15 protein-coding genes and 1 tRNA gene are annotated in these 19792 nt (G+C 38.1%); 10 read left to right on the top strand and 6 right to left on the bottom strand.

What is annotated here, in order from left to right; all coding sequences use genetic code 11:
* The first annotated feature begins 31 nt into the window (after positions 1–31).
* From trxB to cydC, 3 genes are all read left to right on the top strand, one after another.
* Positions 32–985, top strand: coding sequence for a thioredoxin-disulfide reductase (gene trxB / locus E0709_RS09240; protein ID WP_132300470.1), 954 nt, complete (start codon positions 32–34; stop codon positions 983–985).
* 81 nt (positions 986–1066) lie between these two features.
* Positions 1067–2836: a heme ABC transporter permease/ATP-binding protein CydD gene (gene cydD, locus E0709_RS09235; protein ID WP_132300472.1), complete on the top strand. Its 1770-nt coding sequence runs from the start codon at positions 1067–1069 to the stop codon at positions 2834–2836.
* 10 nt (positions 2837–2846) lie between these two features.
* Complete coding sequence (gene cydC, locus E0709_RS09230) at positions 2847–4568, top strand: heme ABC transporter ATP-binding protein/permease CydC (protein WP_132300474.1); 1722 nt, start codon at positions 2847–2849, stop codon at positions 4566–4568.
* 62 nt (positions 4569–4630) lie between these two features.
* Here the strand turns inward: cydC and pepT are convergent, their stop codons facing one another.
* Complete coding sequence (gene pepT / locus E0709_RS09225; protein ID WP_132300476.1) at positions 4631–5869, bottom strand: peptidase T; 1239 nt, start codon at positions 5867–5869, stop codon at positions 4631–4633.
* A gap of 283 nt (positions 5870–6152) precedes the next feature.
* On the opposite strand from pepT, the gene potA reads away from it, so the two are divergent.
* The 4 genes from potA (at position 6153) to E0709_RS09205 (ending at position 10124) form a co-directional block, all read left to right on the top strand.
* Positions 6153–7268: a spermidine/putrescine ABC transporter ATP-binding protein PotA gene (gene potA, locus E0709_RS09220; protein ID WP_165867202.1), complete on the top strand. Its 1116-nt coding sequence runs from the start codon at positions 6153–6155 to the stop codon at positions 7266–7268.
* Entirely contained in the window at positions 7249–8109 is an 861-nt protein-coding gene (potB, locus tag E0709_RS09215) for a spermidine/putrescine ABC transporter permease PotB (protein WP_132301074.1), read from the top strand. The genes potA and potB overlap by 20 nt, the downstream gene beginning before the upstream one ends.
* On the top strand, positions 8109–8879 hold the full coding sequence (gene potC, locus E0709_RS09210) for a spermidine/putrescine ABC transporter permease PotC (protein WP_132300479.1): 771 nt from the start codon (positions 8109–8111) through the stop codon (positions 8877–8879). Before potB ends, potC begins: the two co-directional genes overlap by 1 nt.
* Positions 8880–9020: 141 nt before the next feature.
* Positions 9021–10124 (top strand): extracellular solute-binding protein, encoded by a 1104-nt coding sequence (locus tag E0709_RS09205; RefSeq protein WP_132300481.1) that lies wholly within the window; start codon positions 9021–9023, stop codon positions 10122–10124.
* Positions 10125–10184: 60 nt separating this feature from the next.
* On the opposite strand, the gene cpdB is transcribed toward E0709_RS09205, so the two are convergent.
* Both cpdB and E0709_RS09195 read right to left on the bottom strand, forming a co-directional pair.
* Positions 10185–12167, bottom strand: a complete 1983-nt coding sequence (cpdB, locus tag E0709_RS09200; RefSeq protein ID WP_132300483.1) for a 2',3'-cyclic-nucleotide 2'-phosphodiesterase — start codon at positions 12165–12167, stop codon at positions 10185–10187.
* 244 nt (positions 12168–12411) lie between these two features.
* Complete coding sequence (locus E0709_RS09195; protein WP_207905220.1) at positions 12412–13596, bottom strand: type III PLP-dependent enzyme; 1185 nt, start codon at positions 13594–13596, stop codon at positions 12412–12414.
* Positions 13597–13746: 150 nt separating this feature from the next.
* On the opposite strand from E0709_RS09195, the gene argA reads away from it, so the two are divergent.
* Entirely contained in the window at positions 13747–15063 is a 1317-nt protein-coding gene (gene argA, locus E0709_RS09190) for an amino-acid N-acetyltransferase (RefSeq protein ID WP_132300487.1), read from the top strand.
* Between the two features lie 65 nt (positions 15064–15128).
* On the opposite strand, the gene rsgA is transcribed toward argA, so the two are convergent.
* Entirely contained in the window at positions 15129–16175 is a 1047-nt protein-coding gene (gene rsgA / locus E0709_RS09185) for a small ribosomal subunit biogenesis GTPase RsgA (RefSeq protein WP_132300489.1), read from the bottom strand.
* 92 nt (positions 16176–16267) lie between these two features.
* Between rsgA and orn the strand changes: the two genes are divergently transcribed.
* Together orn and E0709_RS09175 are read left to right on the top strand one after the other, a co-directional pair.
* A complete protein-coding gene (gene orn / locus E0709_RS09180) occupies positions 16268–16816 on the top strand; it encodes an oligoribonuclease (protein ID WP_132300491.1) in 549 nt (182 codons plus the stop codon).
* A gap of 108 nt (positions 16817–16924) precedes the next feature.
* Positions 16925–17000, top strand: a tRNA-Gly gene (locus E0709_RS09175).
* A gap of 120 nt (positions 17001–17120) precedes the next feature.
* Here the strand turns inward: E0709_RS09175 and thiP are convergent.
* Together thiP and thiB are read right to left on the bottom strand one after the other, a co-directional pair.
* A complete protein-coding gene (gene thiP / locus E0709_RS09170) occupies positions 17121–18806 on the bottom strand; it encodes a thiamine/thiamine pyrophosphate ABC transporter permease ThiP (protein WP_132300493.1) in 1686 nt (561 codons plus the stop codon).
* The gene (gene thiB, locus E0709_RS09165; RefSeq protein WP_132300495.1) at positions 18782–19789 is read right to left on the bottom strand and encodes a thiamine ABC transporter substrate binding subunit; all 1008 of its coding nucleotides are present in this window, start codon (positions 19787–19789) and stop codon (positions 18782–18784) included. The genes thiP and thiB overlap by 25 nt, the downstream gene beginning before the upstream one ends.
* Positions 19790–19792: the final 3 nt, after the last annotated feature.

The raw sequence follows: 19792 nt of genomic DNA, 5'->3' as shown, positions 1-19792 counted from the left end.
TGAACAAGCTTTATAAATAAACGGAGTTATTATGTCAGAAATTAAACACAGTAAATTATTAATTTTAGGTTCAGGTCCTGCTGGTTACACAGCGGCAATTTATGCGGCTCGTGCTAACTTGAAACCCGTTTTAGTGACCGGTTTACAACAAGGTGGTCAACTCACCACAACAACGGAAATTGAGAACTGGCCGGGTGATTTTGGCGATACCACTGGTCCAGAACTAATGCAACGTATGTTGCAACATGCGGAAAAATTTGATACAGAAATTATCTTTGATAATATTGCCACAGTAGATTTATCTCATCGCCCATTTAAACTTTATGGTGATGTGCAAACTTTCTCTTGCGATGCCTTAATTATTGCTACTGGAGCCTCCGCTCGTTATCTTGGATTGCCATCCGAAGAAGCGTTTAAAGGACGTGGTGTATCGGCTTGTGCCACCTGCGATGGTTTCTTTTATCGTAACAAACCGGTTGCCGTGATTGGTGGGGGCAATACGGCGGTGGAAGAAGCCTTATATTTAGCCAATATTGCCAGCGAAGTGCATTTAATTCACCGTCGTGATAGTTTCCGTGCGGAAAAAATCCTAATTGACCGTTTATACAAAAAAGTGGAAGAAGGCAAAATTATTCTGCATATACACCGCACTTTAGATGAAGTATTGGGCGATAATACTGGCGTAACGGGTGTTCGCTTGAAAGATACGCAATCAGACAACACCGAAGAATTAAAGGTTGATGGGGTATTTGTAGCGATTGGTCACGCACCAAATACAGAGATTTTTAAAGATCAGTTAACCCTGAATAACGGCTATATTGTGGTGAAATCAGGCTTAGATGGCAATGCTACGGCAACTAGTGTAGAAGGTGTTTTTGCTGCAGGTGATGTGATGGATCATAATTATCGTCAAGCAATCACTTCTGCTGGAACGGGCTGTATGGCAGCATTAGATGCGGAACGTTTTTTGGATGCATTAGAATAGTATGTTAAGTGGATTTATCCAACCTTTAAACTTTGAGTAATTTCGGGCGAACATTTGTTCGCCCCTAAAATTTTATAAAAAATGGAAAAACAACGTCAAAAATATCTGTTTAAATGGTTGCGACAACAACAGAAACCGATAAAAAAATTATTAACCCTAAATGTGGGACTTGCAACTTTATCATCTTTGATTTTAGTGGGACAAACTTGGTTGCTGGCGAGTCTTTTGCATCATTTTATTATGCAACAAACGCCACGATCGGAACTCTTGCCCTATTTTATCGGTTTGATTGTTGGTTTTGCATTGCGAGCATTGATCTTATATCTGCGTGAAAGAATCGGCTTTAACTGTGGTCGGCAATTACGCAATATTATTCGTCAACAAATTTTAGATAAAATCCATTCTGTTGGTCCAGCCACAATTAATGGCAAGCCAGCTGGTAGCTGGGCAAGTTTAATGTTGGAACAAGTGGAAAATCTACATAATTTTTATGCTCGTTATTTACCGCAACAAATGCTGTCAGCGATTGTTCCCGTTATTATTTTAATTGCTGTTTTTCCGCTTAATTGGGTGGCTGGTTTAATTCTCTTATTCACCGCTCCACTCATTCCTGTTTTTATGATTTTAGTCGGTTTAGCAGCATCGGATAAAAATCAGCAAAATATGGCAATCCTAGCCAAATTAAGCGGGCAATTTCTCGACCGCTTACGTGGGCTAGAAACGCTACGCTTATTTAATCGTGCAGAAGAACAAACCGAGTATATTGAAAAATCCACTGAAGATTATCGCATTAGCACCATGGATGTGTTAAAAATGGCCTTTTTATCGTCTGCCGTGTTAGAATTTTTTACCTCTATTTCCATTGCCATTGTTGCGGTGTATTTTGGTTTTAGTTATCTCGGACAAATTGACTTTGGCAGTTTTAGTGATAACACTGGAATTACCCTATTTGCAGGCTTTTTCTGTTTAATTCTCGCCCCTGAATTTTATCAACCGTTACGTGATCTTGGTGTGTATTATCACGACCGAGCCGCCGCTATTGGGGCAGCGGATGCTATTGCAGAATTTATTGAAACTGACTATCAAACGGTACAACCTGATCACGACCAGCACATTCCCAATCAAAGTGCGGTGGAAATTGTGGCAGAAAATTTGGTGGTCTTGTCACCGCAAGGCAAAACACTCACTCAACCGCTTAATTTTCATTTAGCTAAACAATCTCATACAGCGTTGGTGGGACAAAGCGGAGCAGGAAAAACCTCATTAATCAATGTATTACTCGGTTTCTTGCCTTATCAAGGTAGCCTAAAAATTAATGGTATAGAACTCAATCAAGCCGATCTTACCCAATGGCGAAAACAAATTGCATGGGTCGGGCAAAATCCGTTGTTATTGCAAGGCACGATTAAAGAAAATCTGTTACTCGGTGATATTCAAGCCTCGGACGAACAAATTGATATAGCATTAAGCCAAGCTAACGCCAAAGAATTTACCCATCATATTGGCTTAAATGCAGAAATTAAAGATGGCGGTGTGGGTATATCGGTAGGACAAGCCCAACGCTTAGCGATTGCTCGAGCCTTATTGCGTCAAGGTAATTTGTTGTTATTAGATGAACCAACAGCCAGCTTAGATGCTAAATCTGAAACGCAAGTGTTGACAGCATTAACCCAAATTAATCAAGCCCAAACCACCTTGATGATCACCCATCGTATTGAAGATTTAAAGCAATGTGATCAGATTTTGGTGATGCAACAGGGGCAACTGGTGCAACAAGGACACTTCGAACAGTTGCAACAGCAAGGTTATTTTGCTGAACTTTTAGCCCAACGTCATCAAGACGTACAATAAGAGAGAAAATATGCGTTCACTACTTCCTTTTTTACCCTTATTTAAACAGGCAAAATTTCCGCTGTTTTTAGGTGTGGTGTTGATGATTGGCGGGCTTGCTTGCAGTATTGGCTTGCTCACGCTATCAGGCTGGTTTTTATCGGCTACTGCCATTGCAGGGGCTGGAGCGTTATTTAACTATTTTTATCCATCATCAAGTGTACGCGGTTTAGCGATTGGTCGCACCGCAATGCGTTATGCTGAAAAAATTGTGACTCACGATGCCACTTTCCGTATTTTGGCTAAATTACGTGTTCAGGTATTCAGCAAAATTATTCCACTTTCCCCAGCGGTATTAAATCGTTATCGTAACAGTGATTTACTCAACCGTTTGGTGGCAGATGTGGATACGCTTGATAGCCTGTATTTACGCTTAATTGCACCTTTTATTAGTGCCATTACCGTAATTGGCATGATGACGTTGGCACTGAGTTTATTTAATCTTTCACTCGCCTTATTAATTGGTGCAATCCTGTTGATTTTATTATTGATTATTCCAATGGTATTTTATTTTTTAGGTTTAACTTTTGGTAATAAACTCACCCAATCTCGCTCGCTATATCGTATGCACTTTGTCGAATTTATCCAAGCTCAAGCAGAATTATTGCTGTTTAATGCGCAAGATAATCTGCAACAAAAATTAAATCAAACAGAACAACAATGGCAGAATTATCAACAACGTGAAAGTAATTTATCCGGATTTTCCACCTCCGTTTTAATGTTTGCCAATGGCTTATTAGTGGTGTTGACTTTATGGATTTCATCTAACATTGAATTTGCTATTGAAGAATATCGTCTTGCATTTATTGGCTTATTTACCCTATCCGCATTAGCCTCTTTTGAGATTTTAATGCCGTTAGGCGCAGCATTCTTGCATATCGGACAAGTGATTTCATCTGCTCAACGTGTCAGCGAAATTATCGACCAAGCACCGCTGGTACAATTTGATGGAACAGAAACTGCGGTGAATTTTTCCAATATTTTATTTGATCTTAAAAATATCAGCTTTCGTTATCCTGAACGGCAAGATATTGCCTTAAAACAGGTGAATTTACAGATTAAACCCAAACAAAAAGTGGCGATTTTAGGCAAAACTGGCAGTGGTAAATCTACGCTGTTACAGCTTTTAGTAAGAAACTATGACCCCATATTAGGCGAAATTCATTTCGGCGACAAACAGCTTTCCGCTTACCGTGAAAGCACCCTACGCCAACAAATTTGCTTTTTAACTCAACGGGTACATATTTTCAGTGACAGTTTACGTAACAATTTGCAATTTGCCACGACAACACCTCTTTCTGATAAAAAAATAATGAATGTGTTGACGCAAGTTGGCTTACCAAACTTAGCAGAACAAGGTTTAGATCAATGGTTAGGTGATGGTGGTCGCCCTCTTTCAGGCGGTGAACAACGCCGTTTAGGCTTGGCGAGAATTTTATTGAGTGATGCACCAATTTTATTATTAGATGAACCCACCGAGGGCTTAGATCGCGAAACTGAACGTCAAGTATTAAAACTAATTTTACAACATTGTCAAAATAAGACCTTAATAATGGTGACCCACCGGTTAACCGCTATTGAGCAATTTGATAATATTGTAATGATTGATAATGCTGAACTTGTAGAACAAGGAAATTATACTGAATTATACCAACAGCAAGGATATTTTCATTCTTTAGTGCAACGAATTTAAGGCATAAAAATACCGCACTTTATTGATTCTCTGTGATCTGTCGCTTAAAGTGCGGTATTTTTTTAATCTTTTTCTACAGCTAACTCCACAATTTTCAAAATCACTTGCACCGCACTTTCCATGCCTTCAAGACTAATCAGTTCATGAATACTATGAAAATTATAACCGCCGGTGAAGATATTTGGACAAGCCAATCCTTGCTCCGCTAACCAAGCACCATCAGTCCCGCCACGAATTGGTTTATGATTTGGTGTAATGCCACATTCACGCATCGCTCGATCTGCCAAAGCAATAGATTGTGGTACTTGACGGATACAGTTATACATATTTTTATAACTATCTTGCAGCTCAAGTTGAATCGGCTTATGCAGATCTTTTTGTTGATTAAATTGCGCTACCGCATTAATTAAGAACGTTTTACGTTGCTCAAAGTTGTCACTATCAAAATCTCTAATTAAATAATGCAGTTCCACTTTATTAATATCACCCACGAAACGATTTAAATGGAAAAAGCCTTGTTTATCGGCGGTTTTTTCTGGTACCTCATCAGTAGGTAATAGTTGTTGAAACTCACAAGCTAAGGTTAACGCATTAATCATTTTATCTTTAGCATAACCGGGATGAATGCCGTTGCCAAAAATTGTCACCGTGGCACCACCCGCATTAAAGTTTTCATATTCCAGTTCACCTACGGCTCCACCATCAATGGTATATGCCCAGTCACAAGGAAATTTATCTATCTGGAAAAATTGCATTCCTAAGCCGATTTCTTCATCTGGCGTAAACGCGACACGAATATTACAGTGGGCTTGTTCGCTGTTTTTTAGTATAGAAAGTGCGGTCATAATTTCCGCAATGCCAGATTTATTATCTGCCCCTAATAAGGTTGTGCCATCCGTCACAATCAATGTTTTGCCAATTAACTGATGCATAAAAGGGAACATCACTGGACTAATAAATTGTTCCCCTAAACCTAAGGCAATATCTCCCCCACGATAATTTACAATCACTTCGGGATTGACATTTTTGCCACTACAATCTGGTGATGTATCTAAATGTGCAATTAAACCGATAGTAGGTGCATTCATCACATTACTTGGTAAATAAGCGGTTAAAATGCCATTTGGTGAAAGATTAATCTCTTTTAGCCCCAATGCTTGTAATTCTTGTGCTAAATATTTAGCTAATTTCAATTGACCCGGTGAGCTAGGTGAATACTTTGCACCGATTTTAGCTTGCGTATCAAAAGAAACATAATTCAAAAATCGTTCAAGTAAGTAATTACGTTCATACGTTGACATGGTATTCTCCTTTTAACCCTTTGTTTAATTATGCAAAAACAAAATTTTCAATGCAATTTTTTTCTAAAATTTATACCCGAAGTTTTATCTAAATCAATTTTTGCGCATTTACATCTTTATAAATAAAAAAATTTGGCTAAAAAGACATTATTCCCTTTTCATTAGCTAACAATAGCTATATTATAAGCGTTTAAAAATTCGGTACTTACTTGTCGTTAAGTAAGTGTGGTACTTCTATTTAACTAAACTCCATATTCGTTTTTCAGGGAGAAAACCAAAGCTAGTGGAAAAAACGACTAAACCTATCGTTGAGCTGCGCTCTCTTACTAAATCCTATGGTGATAACACCATTATCAAAGACTTCAATTTAACCATTAATAATGGTGAATTTGTGACCATTTTAGGGCCTTCCGGCTGTGGCAAAACTACCGTTTTACGCTTGATTGCAGGTTTTGAAGAAGTTAACGGCGGTCAAATTATTCTTGATGGCGAAGATGTGACTAATATTCCAGCAGAACATCGCCATGTGAATACGGTATTCCAAAGTTATGCTCTCTTCCCACATATGACGATTTTTGACAATGTGGCATTTGGATTACGTATGCAAAAAGTACCCGAAGTGGAAATTAAGCCCAGAGTACTGGATGCTTTGCGTATGGTACAATTAGAAGATATGGCGGAACGTAAACCAAGCCAACTTTCAGGCGGTCAACAACAACGTATTGCTATTGCTCGTGCGGTGGTTAATAAACCGAAAGTGTTATTACTAGACGAATCTTTATCGGCGTTGGATTACAAATTGCGTAAACAAATGCAAAATGAATTAAAATCGCTTCAACGTCAATTAGGCATTACTTTTATTTTCGTGACCCACGATCAAGAAGAAGCCTTAACCATGTCAGATCGTATTATCGTATTGAAAACAGGGAATATTGAGCAAGATGGTTCACCACGTGAAATTTACGAAGAACCGAGTAATTTATTCGTGGCGAAATTTATCGGTGAAATCAATATTTTTGATGCGGTGGTATTACACCGTGTTGATGAGCAACGTGTTAAAGCCAATGTGGAAGGTCGTATTTGCGATATTTATGTTGAACAACAAGTTCATGAGGGTCAAAAATTAAAAGTATTATTACGTCCTGAAGATGTATTATTAGAAGAACTTGATGATAATGAACAATCAAGTGCGATTATTGGATATATTCGTGAACGTAATTACAAAGGTATGACCCTTGAATCTACCGTGGAACTAGAACATAACGGAAAAATGGTGCTGGTTAGCGAATTCTTTAACGAAGACGACCCGAATATCGATCACTCATTAGATCAAAAAGTGGCGGTCACTTGGATTGAAAAATGGGAAGTGGTATTGAATGATGAAAATGACAACCAATAAATTCCAGAAAGTGACTGTCGGCATTATTTTTGCTTGGCTTATTTTCTTTGTTTTTGCACCTAATTTCTTGGTGTTTATTGTCAGCTTTCTCAGTAAAGATGCCAGCAATTTCTATGCGCTACCATTTACTTTCGAGAATTACACACGCTTATTTGAGCCATTATATGGCACCGTGGTATGGAATTCCTTATATATGTCGGGCATTGCTACGATTTTATGTCTGCTGATTGGTTATCCATTCGCTTTTATCATGACAAAAATCAACGAAAAATACCGTCCGTTTTTATTATTCCTACTGGTGTTACCATTTTGGACCAACTCACTGATTCGTATTTACGGCATGAAAGTGTTTCTTGGGGTAAAAGGGATTTTAAATAACTTCTTATTATCCATTGGTATTATTAACGAACCTATTCGTATTCTTAATACGGAAGTAGCCGTTATCATCGGCTTAGTCTATTTGCTATTACCTTTTATGATTTTGCCACTCTATTCATCTATTGAAAAATTAGATCTTCGTTTATTAGAAGCTGCCAAAGATTTAGGTGCTAACACGGTACAGCGTTTTATTAAGATCATTATTCCATTAACCATGCCGGGTATTGTCTCTGGTTGTTTATTGGTATTGTTGCCAGCGATGGGTATGTTCTATGTCGCCGACTTATTAGGCGGGGCGAAAGTCTTGTTAGTAGGTAACGTAATTAAGAGTGAATTCTTAATTTCGCGTAACTGGCCATTTGGTTCAGCAATTAGTATTGGCTTAACCATTTTAATGGCATTATTAATTTTCGTTTACTACAAAGCGAATAAATTACTGAATAAGAAAGTGGAGTTAGAATAATGGGTCGTATCCTGCGTAGTGGTTTTATGTTGGTGGTATATGCCTATTTATATATCCCCATCGTGATTTTAGTCGGTAACTCATTCAACGGCGACCGTTATGGTTTAAGTTGGAAAGGGTTTACTTGGAACTGGTATGAGCGTTTATTTAACAATGATACACTGATTCAAGCAGCGATTCATTCGGTGGTGATTGCGGTGGTCGGCGCAACTTTTGCTACCATTATTGGCAGCTTAACCGCTATTGCCTTATATCGCTATAAATTCCGTGGCAAACAAGCTGTGAGCGGTATGTTATTTGTAGTAATGATGTCACCTGATATTGTCATGGCGGTTTCATTGTTAGCGTTATTTATGATGGTGGGTATTTCCTTAGGTTTTTGGTCGTTATTATTAGCACATATTACGTTCTGTTTGCCTTATGTGGTGGTCAGTGTCTTCTCTCGCTTAAAAGGTTTCGATTTACGTATGCTTGAAGCAGCTCGTGATCTTGGTGCAAGTGAAGTCACTATTTTACGTAAAATTATTTTACCATTAGCGTTACCTGCCATTATCTCAGGCTGGTTGTTAAGTTTCACATTATCATTAGATGATGTGGTTGTTTCTTCTTTCGTCAGCGGTGCAAGCTATGAAATTTTACCATTGAAAATCTATTCCTTGGTAAAAACTGGCGTAACCCCAGAAGTGAATGCATTAGCCACCATTATGATTGTGCTTTCTTTATTGTTAGTTGTGATTGGTCAGTTCATCAATAAGAAAGAGAAAATCTAGACAAAATTAGCATTTCAGCATAGAATAACGCCCGACCCAAAGCTAGTCCCTAGCCCAAAGTCAGGCGTTTTTTTATGTCTTTCTATTTGAATAAATAAAAAGACGGATACTCTTAATTACTCTCAACGGAGAAAATCTTAAATGAAAAAATTAGCAGGTCTTTTCGCAGCTAGCTTAGTTGCTGTTGCTTTGACTGGTTGTAACGATAAAGAAAGCAAAACTGAAACTTCTACAGCCCTTGCGGCAACCCCAGCAGCAAGTGAAGATAAAGTGGTAAACCTTTACACTTGGACAGAATATGTACCAGATGGTCTATTAGATGAATTCACTAAAGAAACAGGCATCAAAGTCAACGTATCAAGCCTTGAATCTAACGAAACTATGTATGCCAAAGTGAAATTACAAGGTGCAGGTTCTGATGGTTACGATGTAATTGCTCCGACAAACTACTTTGTGTCAAAAATGGCTCGTGAAGGTATGTTAAAAGAGTTAGATCACAGCAAATTACCTGTGATTGCTGAACTTGATCCAGACTGGTTAAATAAAGACTATGATAAAGGCAATAAATACTCCTTACCACAATTATTAGGTGCACCGGGGATTGCGTATAACGTCAAAACCTACAAAGGGTCTGATTTTACATCTTGGGGCGATTTATGGAAACCTGAATTTGCGGGTAAAGTGCAATTATTAGATGATGCTCGTGAAGTGTTTAACATTGCTTTACAAAAATTAGGTTTAAACCCTAATACTACTAACCCAGATGAAATCAAAGCAGCTTATGAAGAATTATTGAAATTACGTCCCAATGTACTTTCTTTCAACTCTGATAACCCTGCAAATGCTTTCATTTCTGGTGAAGTGGAAGTAGGTCAATTATGGAATGGTTCAGTACGTATTGCCAAAAAAGAATCACCAGATACCATTGATCTAGTGTTCCCAAAAGAAGGTCCTGTATTGTGGGTTGATACCTTAGCGATTCCTGCGAATGCAAAACACCCAGATGCAGCACACAAATTAATTAACTATATGTTAAGTGAAAAAGTGGCTGAACAATTAACCTTAGAAATTGGTTATCCAACATCTAACGTGAAAGCTAAAGCAAAACTTCCAGCAGAGATCATTAATGATCCAGCAATTTACCCATCAGCAGAAATTTTACAAAAATCTGTATGGCAAGATGATGTTGGCGAAGCAGTTGAATTATATGAAAAATATTATCAAGAGCTAAAAGCAGCGAAATAATATTATAAACTTATTAAAGGCTTTCAAATGAAAGCCTTTTTCATCTCTAACACATCATCATCACTGCGTTAAATCAATTTGATATATCGCGAACCCAACCTCATCAACGCCTTTATCCACTAACGGATAAACAGATCTCGTTTTGATAAAGTTTTTTGCCTGTTCACTTGGTGAGGTTTCAAACCGAATATCCAGTGGTTTATCACTTTCAATTTTGGCTAAACGCCAATTTTTATCGGCTGTTGGTGTAATCGCGCCCTGTAACTTGGTTTGTTTAGTAATATAATTTGCTAATACTTGACGATTTTCATCTGGGGCAAGGAATGCCACAAATTCTTCACCCGTTCCTGAGAATTTAGCACTATAAGCACGATAATTATTACTTGCAATTAAGAAATCTGCGTCTAAATCAATAGGTTTACCATTAAATTGTAGATTTCTAATTCGTTCACTATTGGCATTAATCAACTCACATTCACCGTTATAACGAGCTGGTTGCGTCACATCAATTTCATAGCTTAATCCGTCAATCACATCAAAATTATAGGTACGAAATCCCTCCCAATTAATTAGTCCTTGTGGTTCAGTTTTATTCGGATCAATTTGATTAAACATACCCGCCGAACATTCTAGCCATTCTTTAACATGATGCCCTTTCACTTTTAGTGTAGCAAGAATATTAGGGTAAAGATAAAGATCCGCTGCATTACGGAAGGTTAAATCCCCTTTAGCGACTTCAACAAAAGAAGTGGGATCATTTTTACGTCCACCAACTTTAAACGGTGCCGCCGCAGAAAGCACGGGAATATCTTTTAATTCAGGAATACTCTTAATATAGTTTTCTACATAATCTTTTTGTGCTTGATTAACAATTTGCACGGTCGGATCATCTTGCACTAAAGCAAGATAGCTATACATATCATCTAACGATTTGCCTATTGGCTGTGCCACAAATTTCCGTGTTGCTTCATGTACGGGCTGTAAAAGTGCGGTGATTTCTGGCTTATTTTCTACCGTAGCCGCTTTTTTCTCATTATCATAAATTGGTCGAATATGTGCAGTGGCATGATTCACCACCCATTTTCCGTTAAGGTAATAAAGTTGCAAATCAATCACACCGATATTGTTCCCCCAATAACCTGACATATTTTCTGGCACACCATTTACTGTACCATTCAACATATCCACCAATGTACTGGTGGTTTGGAAAGATTTATGCGGGAATAAACCGTGAGAATGCCCAAATACGATAGCATCAATCCCTTTCACATCAGCTAAATGAAAAGCGGCATTTTCTTCACCTACCACATATTCTTTATCACTCGGTCCAGTATGCGCTAAACAAATCACCAGATCCGCCCCTGCTTTTTTCATTTCTGGCACAAATTTTTCTGCGGTTTGCTTAATATCTTCCACATACACTTTACCGTCTAAATTGGCTTTATCCCACACCATAATTTGCGGTGGCACAAAACCGATATAACCGATTTTTATCGATTGTTTATTACCTTGTTCATCAATTAACTGGCGTTCCTGAATAACGTATGGGGTATAACGATTTTGTTTGGTTTTTACATCATAAACATTGGCATTAATAATCGGAAACGTTGCTTCTTTTAACACATTATCCAGAAACTCAAGTCCATAATTAAACTCATGATTTCCCAACGTTCCCACTTCATACTTCATCAAATTAAGGACTTGTACTGAGGGGTGAGGCTTGCCTGCTTGATAACCTACCGCCGCTTGATAATCCGCAATGGGATTACCTTGGATTAAATCACCATTATCCACTAATACGCTATTTTTCACTTCTTGACGAGCTTGCTCAATAAGTGTTGCGGTACGACTAAAACCAAATTTCTCAGTAGATGCATCTTTATAATAGTCAAAATCCGTTAAGAAACCATGTACATCCGTAGTTGAAACAACACGTAAATTAAACATATTGTGATTTTTGCTTTGTTCAGCGGAAAGCACTTTATCACTACTAAGAGCAAAAACACAGAAACTAGATAATTGTAGAAAACGTCTTCGATCCATTTTGAACTCCTTCTTTATTTAATAAAAATACATTACAAAATATTGAATTTAATCGTTCAATCTACAAAAACAAAGTAGAATGAAAAGAATGTGTTTATAAAAATGTGATTAATATCAAATATTTTTATATCGCCAAAACTTTTTAACAAAGTGAAATCATAAAAATCTGCACCTTAATCGTTAGTTGTTAGTCCAACTTTTGGGGTGCTGATCATTTTTCTCACCGTGTTTTGTAGTTTGTGCGTTATTCCTTATCTGTATCCGTATAAATTACTGTTAACGGTGGAAAACCATTAAACTCCACGGAAGAATAAGAATTCGTGTAAGCGCCTGTGGTCAGCCAATACACTTTATCGCCCACTTCTAAATTTTGTGGCAATTTATAGCCAGCATTTTCATACATAATGTCCGTACTATCACAAGTAGGTCCAGCTAAAATAACCGTGCCTTGCTCGTTTTCTGTTTCCATTTTTGGCGTATAAATCGGGTATTTAATAGCTTCCCCCAAGGTTTCAATTAAACCACCAAACAACCCTACATCCAAATACACCCAACGGGTTAAATCGGTACGCGATTTGCGACTAATAAGCACCACTTCCGACACCAACACGCCTGAACCACCTACCAACGAACGCCCCGGCTCCAAAATAATGTCAGGCATTTCATCTTCATCATAATCTTCTTGTAAATAACGATGAATTTCTTGCGCATAAATCTTAATCGGGTTTACTTCGCTTAAATAATTGGTCGGAAAACCACCGCCCAAGTTAATCATTTTCAACTTAATATCTTCTTCATATTTCATCCAGTCAAACATGTATTTGACTTTCGCCAAAGCATCGTCCCACGCTGCCACATCTTTCTGCTGACTACCCACATGAAAAGAAATACCGTAAGGTTCTAACCCTAATTTTTGGGCTTGCACTAACAAATCCACAGCCATATCAGGGTGACAACCAAATTTACGCGACAACGGCCACTCCGCGGTATCCGAGCCTTGCACCAAAATTCTCACAAAAATCTTTGAACCCGGTGCATATTGAGCAATATTTTTTAAATCTGCTTTGGAATCCGTAGCATATAAACGAATGCCTTTTTCATAGGCATATTGCACATGGGCTGGCTTTTTAATGGTATTACCATAAGAAATACGCTCAGGCTCCACCCCACAGCCTAATACCCGATCCAACTCATAAATAGATGCACAATCGAAGTTTGAACCAAGATCGGCGAGTAAACTTACCACTTCCACCGCTGGGCTAGCTTTCATGGCATAATGAATTTTGGCTTTCGGAAACAGGCTAATCATTTCCGCATATTTTTCCTTGATATAAGCCAAATCAATCACTAAATAAGGTGTTTGTTTCTGCTCCCCAGCTTGCAATAATTTTTGCCATTTTTGCTGGGTAAAATATTGACTAATTTTCATGATGCTCCCCCTTTATAAAATATAATGATAATCAAATACAATTATAACATAGATAGCAATAAAATATCTTATAAAAATTTTACTTGCATATTTATCCAAATGCATATAAATTCAAAATAGTTGAATAAATATTTAAAGAGAAGCCCTATTATGCACAGTACTGAATTAGTCCATTGGTTTCGTCAATCCACCCCTTATGTTAACATGCATCGTGGCAAGACCTTTGTCATTATGCTAGATGGCGATACTGTTGCAAGTAACAATTTCATTAAAATTATCAATGATATAAGATTACTACACAGCCTCGGTATTAAATTAGTTATTGTTTTTGGTGCTAGAGTGCAAATTAATCAACTATTACTTGAACATCATATTGAACCACAATACCATAAAAATATTCGTATTACTGATCAAAAAACCCTCGATCTAGTCAAACAAGCCGCGGGAAAACTGAACTATGATATTAGCTCAAGACTTTCTATGCGTCTCCCGCACTCCCCTTTGCTCAATGTGGTGAGTAGTAACTTTATTCTAGCACAGCCAATAGGTGTAGATGACGGCGTGGATTATCTATTAAGTGGCAAACTTCGTCGGATTGAAGTAGAAAATATTCAACAACAACTAGAACGTGATGCCATTGTATTAATCGGACCTGTTGCACCATCCGTTACGGGGGAAAGTTTTAATTTGCCCTTTGAAGAAATTGCCACACAAGTCGCTATCAAAATTAAAGCCGAAAAATTGATTGGCTTTTGTTCTACACAAGGCATTTTAGATCCACAACAACAAACCATTTCTGATTTATTACCGCAAGATGCTGTTGGATACCTGCAAGGGTTTATTCAGAACGATCTCTATCACAGTTCGCAAGCTCGCTTTTTACAAGCTGCCATTGATGTTTGCCGAGCAGGGGTTAAACGTTCACATTTATTAAGTTATGAAGAAGATGGTTCATTACTACAAGAATTATTTACCCGTGATGGTGTGGGTACGCAGCTTTCAATGGAAAATTCCGAAGACATTCGCTTGGCGACCATTCGTGATATTCCAAGTTTATTAGAACTTATTCAACCATTAGAACAACAAGGTATTTTAGTCAAACGTTCTCGTGAACAATTGGAAATGGATATTGAAAAATATACAATTATTGACCGAGATGGCATCATTATCGCTTGTGCCGCATTAAATATTTACGAACAGGAAAAAATGGCAGAAATGGCTTGTGTCGCTGTTCACCCCGATTATCGTAACTCCTCTCGCGGTGATATTATATTAGAAGCCATTCAAAAACGCGCAAAAAATTTAGGTATTGAAAAATTATTTGTCCTCACGACCAGAACCGTTCATTGGTTCCAAGAACGTGGATTTAGCGCAGCCAATGTAGAAGATCTGCCACAGGAAAAACGAGAACATTATAATTATCAACGTCGATCTAAGATTTTGATTCAGGATTTAACCCTGCACTGACGTACAGGGTTATAATAGTAACGATGCTCCTCATCTTTTATAGCTAAAGAGTAGCTACACCATACTTAACCTACAAAATATCGTTGTGATTTTGTTTCATCACGGCTTAATATCAAACGGTGATAATTTTCAAAACGTACCGGGTGAATTTTGCCTTGTTCAACGGCTTCTCGTAAAGCACATTGTGGATCGTCCAGATGCTTACAATCACGGAATTTGCAGGTGCCGAGAAAATATTGAAATTCACGATAACCCCGGGTAATTTGCTCAGGTTCTAAATGCCATAAACCAAATTCACGAATGCCGGGGCTATCAATTAGATTTCCTCCTTGTGGCAAATGATATAAGCGTGATGAGGTGGTGGTATGTTGTCCTAAGCCTGAATTTTCACTCACCTCATTGGTTGTCGCATTGACTTCAGGCATAATTTGATTGACCAAACTGGATTTTCCTACCCCCGATTGTCCGACAAAAATAGACGTGCCAGAAGATAAAAGTGCGGTTAATTTTTGCATATTTTTGCCCGTTTGAGCGGAAATCATCAGAGTTTGATAACCAATATCTTGGTAAATTTTCAGCTGTTGTTCTGCTTCAGCGAATTCTTGTTCAGAAAGTAAATCCACTTTATTTAACACAATTACTGCAGGAATATTCGCCGTTTCGCAAATCACTAAATAACGATCAATAATATTCAACGACAGGGTTGGCAACACAGCAGAAACAATAATAATGCGATCAATATTGGCTGCCATGACTTTTAAACCATCATAATAATCTGGGCGAACCAATTCATTTTGGCGAGGCTGTACCGCTTCAATCACGCCACTAATCCCCTGTAATTGCTCCAGCACTGATCGCCAAATTACTCGATCACCCACCACCACACTTGACAAGGTTCGACGTAAATTACAACGGAAAAGATTTCCTTGCTCATCTTCCACATCAGCGTGCATAGAATAACGTGTCACCACCACCCCATCTTGCGTATCCCCTAGCATATCATCTTGCCAATCTATTTGTTTTTTCTGCTGACGTTGATGACGATCTAGGGCTTTTGCATTATTACGATGAATACGGCGTTTTTGGTTTTGAGTCAATTTTTGCTTTGCCAATGAGATTCCCTTAACAGTGCGGTGATTTTTAATAAAAATTTTTAACGAATTTTGCTACAATAGCACAAATTTTACATAGGATACTTAATATTATGCCACAAGATAAAGAAAATCTCATTTGGATCGATCTGGAAATGACGGGATTAGATCCTGAACAAGAACGGATTATTGAAATCGCCACGATCATTACCGATAAAAATCTGACTATTTTAGCCGAAGGCCCCGTATTAGCCGTCAAACAATCTGATGAATTACTCAACAAAATGAGTGATTGGTGTGTTAAAACGCATACAGAAAATGGCTTAATTGAACGCGTCAAAATAAGTAAGCTCACCGAACGAGCCGCAGAATTGCAAACCCTCGACTTTTTAAACAAATGGGTACCAAAAGGACAATCTCCTATCTGTGGCAATAGCGTGGCACAAGATAAACGTTTTTTATTTAAATATATGCCCGATTTAGCCGATTATTTCCACTATCGTCATTTGGATGTCAGCACACTAAAAGAACTGGCTCGCCGTTGGAAACCTGAAGTTTTAGCAGGATTCAAAAAACAAAATACCCATTTAGCTTTAGATGATATTCGAGAAAGTATTAAAGAACTCGCTTATTATCGTGAACATTTTATTAAATTAGACTAGAATTTCTGCAAACAAACAGAAAATAAAAATTTCTGCTTGCGAACAATCAAAATCTTCGTATAATAAGCCTTGTTTTCAAGATTCGTTGTTGATATTAAATGTCGCTTTGCGGGAATAGCTCAGTTGGTAGAGCACGACCTTGCCAAGGTCGGGGTCGCGAGTTCGAGCCTCGTTTCCCGCTCCAAATTCTCTAAAGATGCTTTAATCGCATCTTTTTTTATTCTATTTTATCTTTATCGACTACATCACATTTAATGTTTATCACACCATTATTTAAGTAGTTGTACTTATTGCAATTGCTATCTTAATAAGCAAATGTATTCTCCTCTCTCTTTATTTTTTCGACCACTGAGAACACGCCAAAACAACTTACTAACAGCACCAACGCCGTCACTGCGCCTTCTTCACCTCTATAACTACCTAATTGTTGATACAACAAATACGGCAATGAACTAAAATCTTGATTGCCAAATAAAGCGATAGCAGTGAAATCACCTAGTGATAAACAACTGGCTAAGGCAAAGGCATATTTAACGGGTTGGCGCAAAGCTTGCCATTCTATTCGTTTAAATCGCTGCCAACCTGTGATGCCTAAGGATTGACAAAGACGTTCATAATAGGTCAGATTATTTTGCATTGGCACCGCTAAAATACGGATGACAAAAGGTAACGCTGCCATTGCGTTACATAAAATGATCAACAAAAATAATTGTGCGGTGGAAAATTGCCAGTCTTTTAACCATAAGAATAACCCAGTTGCCAACATTAACATAGGAACAGCAAGAATCACCATGGTGATATTAATTAAGCTGTTAGAAAGGCGGCGTAAACCTAACCAATGTAATCGGCGTGATGCCAATAACAAACCAAATGCCAATAATAAAGCTAATAACGCAGATAAAGGGGCGATAGTGAAAGAATATACCATGGCTTGCCATAAGGCAGATTGTCTCCATGCCGTAAAAATTGCCGAAGAAAAAACCGCACTTAGCACCGTGTTAAGCAACGGTAACAGTAAAAATGCGGAGAGCAATATTAAGCAAAAAATTTGCCACATTTTCACGCCACTAGACTGTTTAGCAAACCACCAAACTGTTTGAGTTAATTGCGTTTCCGTACTTCGGCTAAACAATGAGCTTAAGGCAAATAAGGCAAAAAAACAGATAAATTGCAACAGCGCAAATTGAGCAGATTTGGCTAAATCAAAATCAAAGACAATAGCTTGATAAATAGCGACTTCTAGCGTGGTAAATTTGGGACCTCCACCGAGAACCAATACAATAGCAAAGCTAGTAAAGCAAAGCATAAAAATTAACACGAAAATCGGTAAAATCTGCTCACGTAAGTAAGGCAATTCAATCCAGCGAATAAATTGCCAACGACGAATTCCCAGTTGAGCGGAAAGTTGATGTTGTTGTACGGGAATAGATTGATAGGCTTGTAAAAACATTCGCGTGGCTAAAGGAATATTGAAAAAAAGATGAGCGATTAAAATACCAGTTAATCCGTAAATATCCGGTCGCCATGCTATACCGAATCTGGCACAAAATTGAGCCACCCAACCCGATGCACCATAAACCCCTAAAATACCAAATACTGCAACCAAAGAGGGCAACACAAAAGTAAGTGAGAAAATGCGCAACAACCACGTTTTTCCCCAAAAAGATTGATAAAAAAACGCGCGAGCAAACAACCAACCCAACAATACTGACAATAATGCCGATAATCCAGCCTGCCAAAAGCTAAAAAAAATAACCTGTCGAACATAGCTATTTTGTGCTAAAGCTTGCCATAATCCTTGCCACAAATGTCTGTGCGCATTTTCATCACCAAAAGTAAATACCGCCAATAAGCTGTTAGCATATAGACCAAATAACAAGCCTAACACCCATAACCCAGCAATATAATGTCGCCATTTTAACTGGCGACCTATTTGTTTGGCTTGAACGCAAAAGGAAGATAAGGCTATTGACTGAGTACCGCTTGCCATTTTTCTGTCCAAGCTTTAATATCTTGCTCACTGACCTTGTCCGTATTGATCGCTTTTACTTCAAATTGATGTGCTTTCAACTCATCAAAGTGCGGTTCAATTTCTGCTGAACTTACGGAAAGCATAACATTTTTCGGAATTAACACTTTTTGAGCCTCTGGACTAATCATAAATTGAATAAAATGATCCGCACATTGGTTGACTTGCTCTTTTGCTATTTTGGAAATGGTATCCACTTGATACACTGCTCCGTCACTAAATTCTGTTGCGGCATATTGATCGGTTTTATCATGCAACTGGTGATAAATCGGTGATGTGCTATGGCTAAACACCACATCAGATTCGCCTTTTAAAAACGCACCATAGGTTTCAGTCCAACCTTTACCGACAGTTACCGTATGTTTTGCCAAGGTTTTCCACGCCTGCTCCACTTGATCTTGCGAATAAACTTGATTTAACCACACCAAAAAGCCACGCCCCATGCTGCTAGTGCGTGGATCTTGATAAATCACGCGCAAATCTTGGCGTTCTACCAATTCTTTTAAGGTTTGCGGTGGATTGGTTAATTTGGTTTTATCATAAATAAAGGCAAATTGTCCAAATTCATAAGGAATAAAGGTTTGATCTTGCCAGTCAAACGGCAAAGAAAGTGCGCTTAAATCTACCGCAGTTTTGGCAAAAAGCCCGGTTTTTGCTGCTGATTCTTTTTGGAAATTATCCAAACCAATCACGATATCCGCTGGTATTTTTTTGCCCTCTAAACGAACACGGTTAAACATTGTATTACGGTTATCAAACACTTTATAAATTACTGTACATTGTGGATTTGCCTTTTCAAACAAGGCTTTTACTTCATTTCCCGGTCCCCAGTCGGCGCCAAAAAATTCTTCGGTATAAATAGTAAGCGGTTGAAGTGATGCCAACGCACTGGTAGAAATCGCACAAAGTGCGGTTAAAAAAGAGAGAGTTTTTAGTTTAGACATAAA

The organism is Lonepinella koalarum, assembly GCF_004565475.1.
In the GTDB taxonomy this organism is placed as follows: domain Bacteria; phylum Pseudomonadota; class Gammaproteobacteria; order Enterobacterales; family Pasteurellaceae; genus Lonepinella; species Lonepinella koalarum.
Note: the sequence above shows the minus strand (reverse complement) of the source record. Positions and strands in the feature narration are given on the sequence as shown.